Origin of the sequence: Rhizobium sp. NRK18, from assembly GCF_024385575.1 — a bacterium.
GTDB lineage: Bacteria > Pseudomonadota > Alphaproteobacteria > Rhizobiales > Rhizobiaceae > JANFMV01.
On the sequence record NZ_JANFMV010000001.1, the window covers coordinates 3,969,448 to 3,983,142 of the forward strand.

At 61.7% G+C, this 13,695-nt stretch carries 12 protein-coding genes; 2 read left to right on the forward strand and 10 right to left on the reverse strand.

Going from position 1 to position 13,695, the window contains the following annotated elements; all coding sequences use genetic code 11:
* The first annotated feature begins 46 nt into the window (after nt 1-46).
* On the forward strand, nt 47-991 hold the full coding sequence (locus NN662_RS18850) for a substrate-binding domain-containing protein (protein WP_261931744.1): 945 nt from the start codon (nt 47-49) through the stop codon (nt 989-991).
* An 85-nt stretch (nt 992-1,076) separates the two neighbouring features.
* On the opposite strand, the gene NN662_RS18855 is transcribed toward NN662_RS18850, so the two are convergent.
* The 10 genes from NN662_RS18855 to NN662_RS18905 all read right to left on the reverse strand — a co-directional run bounded on the left by NN662_RS18855 (nt 1,077) and on the right by NN662_RS18905 (nt 12,382).
* Nucleotides 1,077-2,219: a Gfo/Idh/MocA family protein gene (locus NN662_RS18855; protein ID WP_261931745.1), complete on the reverse strand. Its 1,143-nt coding sequence runs from the start codon at nt 2,217-2,219 to the stop codon at nt 1,077-1,079.
* A gap of 42 nt (nt 2,220-2,261) precedes the next feature.
* Nucleotides 2,262-3,047, reverse strand: a complete 786-nt coding sequence (locus tag NN662_RS18860; protein WP_261931746.1) for a ThuA domain-containing protein — start codon at nt 3,045-3,047, stop codon at nt 2,262-2,264.
* 82 nt (nt 3,048-3,129) lie between these two features.
* A complete protein-coding gene (locus NN662_RS18865; RefSeq protein ID WP_261931747.1) occupies nt 3,130-4,134 on the reverse strand; it encodes an ABC transporter ATP-binding protein in 1,005 nt (334 codons plus the stop codon).
* 18 nt (nt 4,135-4,152) lie between these two features.
* Nucleotides 4,153-4,983 carry a carbohydrate ABC transporter permease gene (locus NN662_RS18870; RefSeq protein WP_261931748.1) on the reverse strand — a complete coding sequence of 277 codons (831 nt, stop codon included), beginning with the start codon at nt 4,981-4,983 and terminating at the stop codon, nt 4,153-4,155.
* Nucleotides 4,980-5,858, reverse strand: a complete 879-nt coding sequence (locus tag NN662_RS18875; protein WP_410010989.1) for a carbohydrate ABC transporter permease — start codon at nt 5,856-5,858, stop codon at nt 4,980-4,982. The genes NN662_RS18870 and NN662_RS18875 overlap by 4 nt, the downstream gene beginning before the upstream one ends.
* Before the next feature lie 223 nt (nt 5,859-6,081).
* Complete coding sequence (locus tag NN662_RS18880) at nt 6,082-7,356, reverse strand: ABC transporter substrate-binding protein (protein WP_261932033.1); 1,275 nt, start codon at nt 7,354-7,356, stop codon at nt 6,082-6,084.
* A gap of 188 nt (nt 7,357-7,544) precedes the next feature.
* Nucleotides 7,545-8,573 carry a substrate-binding domain-containing protein gene (locus NN662_RS18885; RefSeq protein WP_261931750.1) on the reverse strand — a complete coding sequence of 343 codons (1,029 nt, stop codon included), beginning with the start codon at nt 8,571-8,573 and terminating at the stop codon, nt 7,545-7,547.
* A gap of 184 nt (nt 8,574-8,757) precedes the next feature.
* Nucleotides 8,758-9,888: an NAD(P)/FAD-dependent oxidoreductase gene (locus NN662_RS18890; protein ID WP_261931751.1), complete on the reverse strand. Its 1,131-nt coding sequence runs from the start codon at nt 9,886-9,888 to the stop codon at nt 8,758-8,760.
* 54 nt (nt 9,889-9,942) lie between these two features.
* Complete coding sequence (locus NN662_RS21470; RefSeq protein WP_315972604.1) at nt 9,943-11,460, reverse strand: amino acid ABC transporter permease/ATP-binding protein; 1,518 nt, start codon at nt 11,458-11,460, stop codon at nt 9,943-9,945.
* An 88-nt stretch (nt 11,461-11,548) separates the two neighbouring features.
* Entirely contained in the window at nt 11,549-12,382 is an 834-nt protein-coding gene (locus NN662_RS18905; protein WP_410010952.1) for an ABC transporter substrate-binding protein, read from the reverse strand.
* A 245-nt stretch (nt 12,383-12,627) separates the two neighbouring features.
* Between NN662_RS18905 and NN662_RS18910 the strand changes: the two genes are divergently transcribed.
* Complete coding sequence (locus NN662_RS18910) at nt 12,628-13,695, forward strand: LacI family DNA-binding transcriptional regulator (protein ID WP_261931752.1); 1,068 nt, start codon at nt 12,628-12,630, stop codon at nt 13,693-13,695.

Here is a 13,695-nt window from a genome sequence, read left to right on the forward strand (position 1 = left end):
CGGTCTAGAGGAGGAGAAGACCCCGACACGCATCAGGGAGAGAGACATGTTGAAGAAGCTTATGGGCGTCGCATTTGTCGCCGCCGCATTGACGGGCACCGCCTACGCCCAGGAGGCGAAGACGATCGGGGTATCGATCCCCGCCGCCGACCACGGCTGGACCGCCGGTGTCGTCTATCATGCCGAGCGCGTGGCAGCGCTCGTGCAGAAGGAATATCCGGACGCCAAGGTGATCGTGAAGACGTCGCCGGATCCGGCAAGCCAGGCAAACGCCATCCAGGACCTCGCCGTGCAGGGGCTCGACGCGCTGGTGATCCTGCCGACCGATCCGGATCCGCTGGTCAACGCCATCAAGCAGGTGAAGGACAAGGGCACGTTCGTCACGATCGTCGACCGCGCGCCGAGCGTCAACGACAGCACGGTTCGCGATCTCTATGTCGCCGGCAACAATCCGGCGCTCGGCCGTGTGGCTGGTGAATACATCAAGGACAACACGCCCGACGCCAAGGTCGTCGTGATCCGCGGCCTGCCAATCCCGATCGACCAGCAGCGCCAGGACGGCTTTGACGAAGGCATCAAGGGCTCCAACGTCGAGGTTCTCGATCGCCAGTTCGGCAACTGGAACCGCGACGACGCCTTCAAGGTCATGCAGGACTACCTCACCAAGTATCCGCAGATCGACGTGGTCTGGTGCCAGGACGACGACATGGCTGTCGGCGTACTGCAGGCCATCGAGCAGGCCAAGCGCACCGACATCAAGTATGTCGTGGCCGGCGCCGGCTCGAAGGACATGATCAAGAAGGTCATGGATGGCGACAAGATGATCCCGGTCGATATCCTCTATCCGCCGGCAATGGTCGGCACGGCGATCGAACTGACCGTCGCGGCTCTTTATGACAAGATCCCGGTCCACGGCACCTACACGCTCGATGCGACGCTGGTGACCAAGGACAATGCCGCGAACTACTACTTCCCGGATTCGCCCTTCTGACAGCGCCTCCGCTCTCAGTGAAGACGCCCGCCCGGATGGCTTAAACACATCCGGGCGGGCGTTGCTTTTTGACGGCGTTGAACTCTCAGCCGGTCTGCACGGAGTAGGGCTCGGCGGCCGCCGGCGCGACGGCATCGCCATCCATCGCCAGAGCCTGGTCTCCGACCTTCAGGGAAAGCCCGCCGGCAACACTGGAATCCTCGGCGAGATCAAGGATGCGCTGGAGTGCGGCGCCACGGCCGAAATCCGGCTCCATGGAGCCCTTGCCCATGCAGGCGGCCGCGAAGCGCTCATACATGTTGAGCACGGGGTCGAGCGGTACGTCGCGCCATTCTTCGGTCAGCATATCCTCACCAAGGCAGACACGCAGATAGCCCTTGTCCTTGACGAGCGCCACTTCCATACCCCCGAGATCGCCGTGAATGCGCAGCGTCAGATCGTTATGGTGACCCGATGCGAAGCGGGTGGCCGTGACGGTGCCGATCGCGCCATTGGCGAGTTCGGCATGCATGACGAAGCTGTCATTGGCATCGAGATCATACTCATCGATACGATCACCCGGCGCCTTGCTGAAGGTCTTCAACCTGCTCGACACCTCGATCGGCAGACTTTCGGCTATGTAGGTGGCGAAATCGATGATGTGAATGCCGACATCGCCGAGCACGCCTTTGGAACCGTGACGCTTCGACAGGCGCCAAAGCCATTTCGGCTCGGTGCGCCAGTCACCCCATTTGGACTGGGTCAGCCAGCTCTGCAGGTAATTGGCCTCGAAATGGCGGATCGGACCGAGCGCGCCGGCCCGGATCATTTCCGCCGCTTTCTGCGTGGCGGCGAAGTTACGGTAGCTGAGATTGACCATGTTGACGACGCCGGCGGCCCTGGCGGCGTCTGCCATTTCACTGGCACGGCCGAAATCGGTCGACAACGGCTTCTCGCAAAGCACATGCTTGCCGGCAGCAAGCAAGGTTAGCGTCGTGGCGTAGTGGACGGAGTCCGGCGTGACGTTGGAGGCGGCATCGAATTCGCCCCACTCGATTGCCGCCTCGAGCGAGGTGAAGCGGTGCTCGATGCCGTGAGTGTCGCAGAAGACGTCCAGCGCATCGGCGCGCATGTCAACCCCGGCGACGACCTCGACGCCGGGGATCTTCTTGAAGGATTCGGCATGGACGCGCGCCATGCCGCCGGTGCCGAGGATCAGCACCCGAAGGGGAGAGTTGGCCTGTTTCATTGTCCTGTTCCTGATCTTTGAAGACGCTGGAGCTTCCTGGGCTCAGCGATAGCCTTCCTCGCCGGCCTGGTGCAGTTTCGGGCCGCGTTCCTCGATCTTCTCGGGTGCAGTCTCGACCGGCACGTTCGGCGCGGCATTGACATCCTGCAGCCGGGTCATCGGGTTATGGGCCCAGCGAACGGCGTTGCGCAAGACGGTCTGCACGTTGCCGTCATGATAGGTCGGGTAGGTCTCGTGGCCCGGGCGGAAATAGAAGACGTTGCCGGCGCCGCGCTTGTAGGTGAGGCCCGAACGGAAGACTTCGCCGCCTTGGAACCAGCTGACGAAGACGGTTTCCAGCGGTTCCGGCACGCCGAATGGCTCGCCGTACATTTCCTCGTTCTCGAGTTCGAAATGGTCCGGCAGATCCCTGGTGATCGGGTGGTTGCGGCTGGTAACCCACAGACGCTCGCGCTCGCCGGCCTCGCGCCAGGTCAAGTTGCACGGCGTGCCCATCAGCCGCTTGAACGGCTTGGAAAAGTGGGCCGAGTGCAGCAGGATCAGGCCCATGCCGGACCAGACCGCCTCGCAGACGCGCTCGACGACCGCATCGGACACGTCGCCATGGGCGGCGTGTCCCCACCAGATCAGCACGTCGGTCTTTGCGAGGCGTTCCTGCGTCAGGCCGTGCTCCGGCTGCTGCAGGGTCGCCGTGGTCGCTTCGATGTCGTCGTTTTTGTTCAGCGCGTCAGCAATGCAGGTATGCATGCCCTTGGGATAGAGATCGGCGACAATCTTGTTCTTCTGTTCGTGGACGTTTTCGCCCCACACGACGGTTCTGATCTTCATGAATAACTCCAGCATCCGGCTCCAGGCGTCGCCGGATTGAAAATGGACTTGGGATCCGCCGTGCCTGACGGCGGGGGTTCAATCAGCTGATAGGCTTCCCGTTTGCGTCGAAACGATGGAAGTGCTGTTCCTGCGGCCGGAGGTTGATCCTCGATCCGTATGTTATCTTCAGTTTTCCGGGCTGGCGGACCAGCACGGGTTCGCCGACGCCGATGTCGACAAAGAGGTAGTTGTCCGAGCCGAGGTCTTCGGCATGGACGACCTCGCCGGACCACAGCCCCTCGCTTTCGACGATGTCGATATGCTCGGAACGGATACCGAGCGTTTCGCATCCGAAGGACCTGGCAATGTCGCCGGTCAGGAAGTTCATCTTCGGCGAGCCGATGAAGCCGGCAACGAAGATGGAAGCGGGGCGCTCATAGAGTTCGGCGGGGGTACCCACCTGCTCCACCCGGCCGTCGCGCAGCACGCAGATGCGATCGGCAAGCGTCATCGCTTCCACCTGGTCGTGCGTGACATAGATCATCGTGGCGTTTTCCATGCCATGATGCAGCTTGGCGATCTCGAGACGTGTTGCCACACGTAGGGCCGCATCGAGGTTGGACAATGGTTCGTCGAACAGGAAGACGCGCGGATCGCGGACAATGGCGCGGCCGATGGCGACACGCTGGCGCTGGCCGCCGGAGAGCTGCTTGGGCAGGCGATCGAGAAGATGGCCAATCTGCAGCATGTCAGCGGCTTTCCGCACCCGCTCGTCCATTTCCGCCTTGGTGGCGTTGGCGAGCTTCATGCCGAAGGCCATGTTGTCGTAGACCTTCATGTGCGGATAGAGCGCGTAGGACTGGAAGACCATGGCAATGCCGCGCTTCGACGGAATAACGTTGTTGACCCGCTCGCCATCGAACAGGAGGTCGCCGGAGGTGATGTCCTCCAAACCGGAAATCATCCGCAACAGGGTGGACTTGCCGCAGCCGGACGGACCGACGAAGACCATGAACTCGCCGCTCCTGATATCAAGGTCGATACCCTTGATGACTTCCAGCGCGCCGAAGCTCTTGCGGACATTCTTGAGATTGATCTGGGCCATGTGCGAGAGCCTCCAAACCTAGCCTTTGACGCCACCGGCGGTGAGGCCGGCCACGATCTTGCGCTGGAAGATGAGAACGAGAATGATCAGTGGAACGGTGACGATGACGGACGCCGCCATGATGTTGCCCCAGGGCGTTTCGAATTCCGAAGCGCCGGAGAGAAGGGCGATGGCGACCGGCACCGTGCGCTCCGTTTCCGATGAGGTGAATGTCAGGGCGAACAGGAACTCGTTCCACGCCCCGATGAAGGCGAGCAGTCCGGTGGTGACCAGCGCCGGCCACAGTAGCGGCAGGAACACCTGGGTGATGACGACCCAGGGTGTCGCCCCGTCGACGATCGCCGCCTCCTCGATCTCCACCGGCAGGTCGCGCATGAAGGTGGTCAACACCCATACCGTGAACGGGAGCGTGAAGATCGTGTAGCTGAGGATCATCGCCCATGGCGTATTGTAGATGCCGATGTAGCGGACGAGCTCGAACAGCCCGGCGAGCACGGCGATCTGCGGGAACATCGAGACGGCGAGGATCGTCATCAGGAGCAGCGCGCGGCCGCGGAACCGGACACGTGCAAGGGCGTAGGACGCCGTCACCGCCAAGAACAGCGAGAACATGACCGTGACCCCGGCGATGAACACCGAATTCAGGATACTGCGGGTGAAATTGCGCGCCGACAGCACGGACTTGTAGTTGCCGAGATCGAAGCTCGTCGGGAAGTAGTTGACTTGAAACAGCGCAGTCCCGGTCTTGAAGCTGGTCAGGATCGCGTAATAGAACGGGAACACCGAAATGACGACGATCAGCACGACGACGGCGTAGAAGGCTGTCTTCTTGACGATATCCATGGTCATCGTTCGCCCTCCCCGCTCAGATTGACCTTGCCAATCCAGATGTAGAGCGACACGAAGATGGCGATGATGGCGAACAGCAGCGTCGACTGGGCAGAGCCGTAGGCGAACTTGTCGAAGTCGATGAGGTTTTCGCGGCTGATGATCGACATGGTCTTGGTTGCCTTGGAATTCGGCGTCAGCACGTAGACGAGGTCGAAGATGCGCAGCGCATCGAGCGCCCGGAAGATGACCGCAACCATGAGGGCCGGTCGCACCAGCGGCAGCGTCACCTTGAAGAAGACCTTGACCGGATGGACGCCATCGACCCTTGCGGCCTCGTAGATATCCCGCGGGATCATCTGCAGGCCGGCGAGGCAAAGGAGCGCCATGAAGGGCGTCGTCTTCCAGATGTCGACGATCAGGACCGCGAACATGGCGGTGTCGACATTTGCCGTCCAGGCGATCTTGTGGTCGATGATGCCGAGATTGAGCAGGATGTCATTAATGATGCCGAACTGGTCGTTCAGCATCCAGCCCCAAAGCCGCGCCGAGACGATCGTCGGGATCGCCCAGGGGATGAGGATTGCGGCACGCACGATGCCGCGGCCGACGAACTGGGCATTCAGAACCAGCGCGACCATGAGGCCGAGGACCGTTTCGAACGCGACCGAGACCATCGAGAAGCGCACCGTGTTCCAGACTGCATTCCACCAGGCCGGATCGACCAGCGTGCCGCGCCAGAGTATGCGGCCGGAGCTCAGCTGCCGGAAGGAAAGGTAGTTGTCGAAGCCGACCCATTTGCCGCCGTAGAGATTGGTCAGCGAGGTGTCGGTGAAGGAAAAATAGATCGTCCGGAACAGCGGCCAGGCGGCGACGCACACAAGTGCGAACAGCATCGGCGCCAGGAACCAGAAGGCGGCGCGGGCGCGCTGCTGCTGCAGGCTCGGCCCCCTGTCGGCCGCCGGGGATGCATATGTCTCGATCTGAATGCTCGACATGACGGGCTCCAATGCCTGTGTCGCAATTCGTTGCCGCCATCAGAGGCGCAACCCGGGAATGACGGGCGCAGCGGACGGGGCAGTCTGAGACGGCCCCATCCTGCCTGCGGCTGGCCGGAGGCTACCAGCCGGACCCCTTGAGGTCTTCGAGATCGGCCTCAAGGATTTCGAGATTGTCCGCAGCGCTTCCATCGCCGGAGAGCGTGTTGTGAACCGCGGACCAGAACTTCGACGACACCTCGTTGTACTTGCCCTTGGTCGGCGCGGACGGACGCGGAACGGCCTGCAGGAAGACGTTCTTCCAAGCCGGCATGAAGGGCTGCTTGGCCTTGATGTCGGCGTCGTCGTAAAGGCTGACGATGGTCGGCAGGTTTGAGGCGATCAGGGCGCGGGTCTTCTGCGCTTCCGGGCCGGCGAGGTAAAGCGCCAGCGAAATCGCCGCATCCTTGTGCTTGGAATACTTGGACACCGCGACATTCCAGCCGCCAAGTGTTGCGGCCGACGTCTTGTTGTCGCCGCCGGTCGGCAGTGTCGTCACGTCGAACTTGCCCTTGACCGCACTGTCGTCGCCATTGCCGAGCGTATAGGCATAAGGCCAGTTGCGCATGAAGACGGCATTGCCCGTCTGCCAGACGCCGCGGGATTCCTCTTCCTGGTAGGCGAGCACGCCTTCCGGCGAGATGTTGCCGGGCCAGGTCTTGGCGAGTTCGAGGGCGGCGACCGCCTTCGGATTGTTGATCGAGATCGTGCCGTCGGGCTCGACGATCTGGCCGCCACCGAAGGATTTCACCCATTCCAGCGCATCGCAGGTGAGACCCTCATAGGCATTGCCCTGCCAGACATAGCCCCACATGTCCTTGTTGCCGGCGGCGCGCTCGCCGTCCTGGATCTTCTTGGCCGTCTCGGTCAGCTCTTCCCAGGTCTTCGGCACGTCCATGCCGTATTTTTCCAGCAGGTCCTTGCGGTAGAACAGCGCCGGCGCATCGGTGAAGATCGGCAAAGCTACAAGCTTGCCGTCCACCGTCTGCGACTCGATGATCGACGGAAAATGCTGCGGAACGAGATCCTTGGCCGCCTCCGTCAGGTCGACGAACTGGTCGGCCAGCTGCGGCGCCCAGATGACGTCCGTCTGGTAGAGGTCGATGTCGGCATTACCGGCGGCAAGCCACAGGCGGTACTGGCCGAACTGGTCGCTCGTCGAAGCGGGCATCGGCACCAGGGTGACCTTGTTGCCGGTTTCCTTTTCCCAGGGCGCGACGATCGTCTTGAAATCCTGAACCGCGTTGCCGACGGCGCCGGAGACGTAGGTGATCTCCTCCGCCTGCGCCAGACCGGCTACCGAAACAAAGGCGAGCGTCGCCGCCGTGCCACGCAGAACGCGGCAAATTCCCTGCATATCCATGCCAATTTCCTCCCGTTGAATTGCGTAACGGGCACTCCCACGCCCGTTGCGACTTCTAGCGCTCCGGACGTCCTTCAAGCGAGACCGAAAATCCGAAACGTTTCGGAACGCTAGCACCGGTCTATACGGCTGTCAATACGTCAGAGTTTCGAATATATCTCAGGTTGTATAAACGTCGGGGTTCAGCGCTTGGGAGGCGCGACGGAAGCCCGCTCGATGAACTCGGAGGCGGCAACTTCCTGCAACTCTTCCACCGGTTCGCCATTGATCGCACCGACCAGGAATGCCGCCATCGGCGCCCAGCTGTTGCGCAGCGCCGCCTTGGTTACCGTCAATGCCGGATAGAAGGCGGAGCCCCGCACATCCGGCAGCACGTCGTCATGGGCAACCACCGAAACATCATCCGGAACGGCAAGGCCCAGCGACTTCAAGGTGGCATAAACTCCCCGTGCAACCAATGTGTTACCGCAAATGACCGCCGTCGGCCTCCGTGTCGCGCCGGTGAAGAACTGGACCGTCGAGATCATGCCGAGCGCGTCGTTCATGCGACCGTAGCGGATGAGATCGGGATCGAACTCTATGCCCGCCTCTTCCAGCGCCTTGCGATATCCATCGGTTCTGGCGAGCGAATAGTTGCGCTTCTCCAGGCCGTTGATGAAGGCGATCCGCCTGTGTCCCTCGTCGATGAGATGGCGGGTCAGAGCATAGCCCACGCCATCATTGTCTATATCGTAATACGGGTAATCGGTCTGGGTCCGGGTGCGGCCGTGCACGACGAAGGGAACGCCGCGGTCGCGCAGGAAGTTGATGCGCGGATCATCGAGAAGCGGCTCGACTACCACGAAACCGTCGAGCGCGCCGCGATCGATCAGCTTGCGGTAGACGGAAATGATCTCGTCGTCCTCGCGCGCGATGTGCAACACGAACTGCATGTCGCGGCCGGAAAAGACCTGCGACAGACCGCTGACCACCTCGAGGAAATTGTTGTCGGACGACAATTGCGGGTGCTTGGGCAACACCAGAGCGACCATGCCCGAGCGACCGGAGACGAGCTTTTGCGCTGCAATATTCGGATGATAATTCAATTCCTTGGCGGCATCCAGGACACGCTTTCGGGTGTTCTCGTTAACGTCCGAATAGCCGTTCAATGCGCGACTGACTTGCGTAACCGACAAATTCAGATGTCGGCTGATGTCCTTCAAGGTCGCCATTGTAAAAGTCCTTCCTCACCCATTTCGTGAGGCAATTTACACAGATGGGGCCATTGTCCAAAGCGTTTCCGTAAAAATACCCCGAAACGTTTTGGAATGTTTCTAACCTTCGTCCATCCAAAACACGAGGCCGGCCGCAGATCACCTGCGGCCGGCCCCATTCTCAACAATAACAAAAGGTGTCTCATCCGGCTGCGCTGAAGCGCTCGGGCCGGAATGGCTCAAGCATCGGGTGGCGCCGGCCGGTTGCCATCTCGTATGACAGAAGCTCTCCGGCAATCAGCCCGAGGGTGGCGCCGCTGTGAGAGAAGGCCACAAAGCACCCGGGAATTGCGGCGAACTCGCCGAAGACCGGCTCGCCATCGCCGGGGATGGGCTTGCGCCCGACACCATAACCCGCCAGTTCCAGCTTCGGATTTCCTTCGAGCACGCGCGAGGCCTCGGCCAGAAGTCCGTCCAGCGTTTCCTGCCGCACCTTGATGGAGCCGTCCGCCTGTTGCTCGACCTCTTCTTCCGACCAGGCGGAATCAAGGGCGAAGGCATTGTCCGGTGTCGGCCTGATCGCCACCCGCGGCGTGTTGAGCACGGCCTTTAAGGGATGCGCGGTCGGCTTCGTCGTCACTAGGAGCGAGATCGGCGTTGCGTCGCCGATTGTCTGGCCAAGTTTGGCGGCCATCGCCGGAACCCAGGGGCCTGTAGCCATCAGCACCACATCTGCCCTGATCTGCCGGCCGTCGGCCATTTCGGCGCCGATCGTGCGGCCGGCCTCGATGGTAAGCTTCGCCTTGCCGGCATCGGTGACGAGGTTGCCGCCGCGCTCGCGAAACTCTTCAAGCAGCACCGCGATCAGGCAGGGCAGATCGACCCAGCCTTCGCCGGCGTTGAAGATCGCACCCTGCGGCGTGACGGTTGCCGGATCGACGCCCGGGGTCACCGCTGCAATGTCGCCTGCGGCGAGATGGGTTGCATCGTAGCCGAGCGTCACTTCATGGTCATAGGCCTTGGCGATTTCGTTCCTGTCGTCATCCGCATCCCAGGTGAGGCCGCCGTCGAAGCGAAGCCAATTTGCGTCGGGAAAACGGGCTGCAAGCGTGCGATACCGGTCGATGCCGGCCATGCGAAGCCTGTGATAGGCATCCGACCGCATGCGTGAGGAATTCAGCCAGGACAGCGAGCGGCCCGACGCGCCATTGGATACCGGCCCGTCATTGACCAGCGTAACCTTAACGCCGCGGCTCACGAGTTGAACCGCGGTTGACACGCCGAAAATGCCGCCACCGATGACGACTGCACTGGCAATTTTATTCTCTTTCATTGTTTCTGCTTTCCTGATTTTCATCTTCACGTTCTTCTCCGCTTACGGAGATATTCACAGCACCTCGGCCAGGAACCGCTTCAGGCGCGGGCTTTGCGGATTGTCGAAGAGGTCATCCGGGGCGCCGATCTCGACGATCCGGCCTTCATCCATGAACACGACCTGGTCGGCGACCCTGCGGGCAAAGCCCATCTCGTGGGTGACGACGACCATGGTCATGCCCCTCGAGCCGAGGTCGGCCATCAGATTGAGGACGCCCTTGACCAGTTCGGGATCGAGCGCACTGGTGACCTCGTCGAACAGGATGACTTCCGGTTCCATGGCCAGAGCACGGGCGATCGCGACACGCTGCTGCTGGCCGCCGGAGAGCCTGCCGGGACGCTGATGCTGACGGTTCGCCAGACCCACATCGGTCAACCTTGCGGCGGCAATCGCGCGCGCCTCCTCCCTCGGCAGGCCCTTGATCTTCGTCAGCGACAGCATGACGTTCTCGAGCGCGGTGTGATCCGGGAAGAGATTGAAGTGCTGGAACACCATGCCGACCCGGCGGCGAAGCCGCTCCGGCTTCATCTTCAGGATGCTGTCGCCATCGAGCCGAATGTCACCCGCGGCCGGCTCGACCAGCCGGTTGAGGCAGCGCAGAAGCGTGGATTTGCCCGAGCCGGACGGACCGATGATGCAGGTCACGGTACCCGGCGGAATGGTCAGGTTCACGTCCTTCAGCACCTGCAGTGCGCCATAGGCCATGCCGAGATTGTCGGTCTCGAGGCTTCCGCCCTTGAAACGAGCGGCCTCGCTGGCCCCTCGCGCGGCCGGCGTGTCCAGCTCGCTGATCTCCTCAAGTCCGCTGGTGACGGCGGTCGGCGTGTTCTTTCCCTTCCTCAGGCGATCGTCGATGTAGTTGACGACGTGCGTCAACGGCACGGTGATCGAGAGGTAGAATATGCCGGCCAGCAGCAGGGGCGAGAGATTGCCGGTGACCACCGCCTGATCCTGGCCGACGCGGAAGATCTCGCGCTCGGAGGCCAGCAGACCGAGAAAGTAGACGAGGCTCGAATCCTTCACATTGCCGATGAACTGGTTGACCAGCGCCGGGAGCACGCGGCGGATGCCCTGCGGCACGACGATCAGCCGCATGCCCTGCCCGTAGCTCATGCTGAGCGCACGGCAGGCTTCCATCTGTCCCCGTTCGACGCTCTGGATGCCGGCGCGGAAGATTTCGCCGATATAGGCGCCGGCGATCAGGCTCAGCGCCATGATGCCGAGCGGAAAGGGCGACGGGCCGAAGAGTTCGCGACCGAAGCGGGCAAAGCCCTGGCCGACGAGCAGGATCGTCAGAATGGCCGGCAGTCCGCGAAAGATGTCGGTATAGATGCGGGCCGGAATGCGCAGCCACGGCGACCGCGAAATGCCCATGACTGCCAGCACCATGCCGATGATGACGCCGAGGATCGTCGAGGCAACGGCCAGTATCAGCGTGTTTTTCAGGCCGACGGCGAACATGGTCGGCAAGACTTCTGCCATCGCGTCCCAATCAAGGAACGTGCGCTGCAGGCTTTCAAGAAATGTCATTTAGAACTGTCCTTCCCAGTCAAATGCCCGGTCTCCGGGCGAGGCGTTCCGCCTGCTGGATCACTCCTTCCCGCAGGCGGTCGGCTGCTTACTTCTTGGGAAGATACTCTTCGGGCATCGGAGACCCCGGGAACCACTTTTCGTAAAGCGTCTTCCAGGTGCCGTCCTGCATGGCCTCGTGGATGCCCTTGTTCAGAGCCTCGCGGAAGGCGTCATTGCCCTTGCGGATCACAAAACCAGCCGGCGCATCGAAGCTCGGGATGTTGACGGCGATGTTCAGGTTCTTGTAGCGGCCCGCATAATCCTTGGCCGCCTCGTAATCGAGGAAGTGGGCATCGATCGTGCCGTTGTTCAGGGCGACAATGGCGGAGTTGTTGTCGGGGAACTTGACGAGGTCCGTGCCGGGGAAGTTCTTCGTTGCATAGATTTCCTGCAGCGTGCCCTGGACGACGCCGAGGCGCTTGCCCTTCAGGGTCGCGGCATCCTTGATGGCGGTGTCGGACGTCAGGACGGATAGATATCCGGCAAGGTAACCATCGGAGAAGTCGACCGTTTCCTTGCGCTTGGCGGTCGTGCCGATTGCGGCGACGGCGACGTCGAAGCGGCTATTGGCGACGGACGGCATGAGCGCCGCGAAATCCTGGCCCGTGAAAACGACCTGGTCCTTCTTGAAGCCCAGGCGCTCGACGACATTGAGGAAAAACTCGATGTCGAAACCGGTGAACTGTCCGTCGGCGGTGACGAACGCATAGGGCTTGGCGTCACCCATCGTCCCGACGCTGATCTGACCCGGGTCGATCAGGTTGTACGGGTTGTCGGCCGCCGCCAGGGGCGCGGCAAATCCGGTAAGGGCAAGAACCGTTGCGGCAGCAATGGTCCGGCATCGATTGAGAAATGCTTTCGTGGCGTTCTGCATTGTCATTGTGGCGTTCTCCGCTCTGTTGGCATGATTGCTGATCCGGTTTGACGGCTGTCGTCGAGACAAAGCTTCGCCCATCGGAAGACGGATGAGACCACCCGCCCGACCGACACATCCGCGCCTACCGGTTTCTTTATTTTTTGATCGTGAGACCGGTCTCTTTACCAATTGAGACCGGTCTCATTACGATTTGATAATTGTTATATTCAGATTGACCGGTCGTCAACATGTCTTGTAAAGCTGGTATTATGAACGAAGAAACCGCTGCCAAACCTTCCGTTACCGTCGCCGATGTCGCCGTCATGGCCGGCGTCTCGAAGGCGACCGCCGCGCGCGTGCTCGGAAAGTACGGGGTGGTCAGCGACGCAGTACGGCAAAAGGTGCTGCAGGCGGCGGCGAAGCTCGACTATCGGCCGAACGAGTTGGCACGTAGCATGACGACAGGACGCTCCGGCGCCATAGGCGTGGTCGTCGCCGATATCGAGAACCCGTTCTTCTCGTCGGCGGTGCGTGGCATTGCCGACGTCGCGCGCGCTGCAGGTTTCACGGTGATCCTGGCAAATTCCAGCGAGAAGATCGAAGCGGAGAAGGCAGCCGTCCGAACGCTTCTGGCCAAGCGCGTCGACGGCTTCATCGTGACGCCGTCGCGCCGCAGCGAGATAGACCATCTGAACGACATCGTCCGCACCGGCCGGCCGCTGGCGCTTCTCGATCGCGCCGTACCGGAACTCGATGTCGACACGGTGACGGTCGACGATCGCGAAGCCGCCGGGAACGCCACGGAACTGCTGCTCAAAAATGGCCACAGGCGCGTCGTCTACATGACGGCCTGTGATACGCCGGAGCGGATCTACGACGAGACGAGCGACATTTTCACGGCGTCCGTCCGCGACCGTATCACCGGTTTCATGAATGCCTGCAGAGGCTTCGGCATTTCGTCGCCCGAACGTCTCGTCCGCCTCGGCGCCAAAGGCCCTGAAGACGCAGGACGGCTTGCAAAGGAACTGCTGAGCGCCCCAGATCGGCCGACGGCAATTCTAGCGTCCGACAGCCTGATTGCGCTGGAGGTCTTCAAGGCGACCCGAGCCATGGGACTATCGATCCCCGATGATCTGTCGCTGATCACCTTCCACGACGCCGACTGGACGAGCGTGACGACGCCGCCCGTCACTGTCATCAACCAGCCGGTATACGAACTGGGAAAGACCGTAGCCGAGCTGCTCGTCGAACGCTTGAAGGGTGAGACCGGCCCGGCAAAACGGGTGATCATCCCGACGCAGCTGATCGAGCGCAGCTCGATCGCCGCGCTACGCTGA

Bases quoted from the DNA above. Each gene is read 5' to 3' on its own strand.
- NN662_RS18850 (WP_261931744.1), top strand. From the start codon at position 47: ATGTTGAAGAAGCTTATGGGCGTCGCATTTGTCGCCGCCGCATTGACG.
- NN662_RS18855 (WP_261931745.1), bottom strand. From the start codon at position 2,219: ATGAAACAGGCCAACTCTCCCCTTCGGGTGCTGATCCTCGGCACCGGC.
- NN662_RS18860 (WP_261931746.1), bottom strand. From the start codon at position 3,047: ATGAAGATCAGAACCGTCGTGTGGGGCGAAAACGTCCACGAACAGAAG.
- NN662_RS18865 (WP_261931747.1), bottom strand. From the start codon at position 4,134: ATGGCCCAGATCAATCTCAAGAATGTCCGCAAGAGCTTCGGCGCGCTG.
- NN662_RS18870 (WP_261931748.1), bottom strand. From the start codon at position 4,983: ATGACCATGGATATCGTCAAGAAGACAGCCTTCTACGCCGTCGTCGTG.
- NN662_RS18875 (WP_410010989.1), bottom strand. From the start codon at position 5,858: ATGCTGTTCGCACTTGTGTGCGTCGCCGCCTGGCCGCTGTTCCGGACG.
- NN662_RS18880 (WP_261932033.1), bottom strand. From the start codon at position 7,356: ATGCAGGGAATTTGCCGCGTTCTGCGTGGCACGGCGGCGACGCTCGCC.
- NN662_RS18885 (WP_261931750.1), bottom strand. From the start codon at position 8,573: ATGGCGACCTTGAAGGACATCAGCCGACATCTGAATTTGTCGGTTACG.
- NN662_RS18890 (WP_261931751.1), bottom strand. From the start codon at position 9,888: ATGAAAGAGAATAAAATTGCCAGTGCAGTCGTCATCGGTGGCGGCATT.
- NN662_RS21470 (WP_315972604.1), bottom strand. From the start codon at position 11,460: ATGACATTTCTTGAAAGCCTGCAGCGCACGTTCCTTGATTGGGACGCG.
- NN662_RS18905 (WP_410010952.1), bottom strand. From the start codon at position 12,382: ATGACAATGCAGAACGCCACGAAAGCATTTCTCAATCGATGCCGGACC.
- NN662_RS18910 (WP_261931752.1), top strand. From the start codon at position 12,628: ATGAACGAAGAAACCGCTGCCAAACCTTCCGTTACCGTCGCCGATGTC.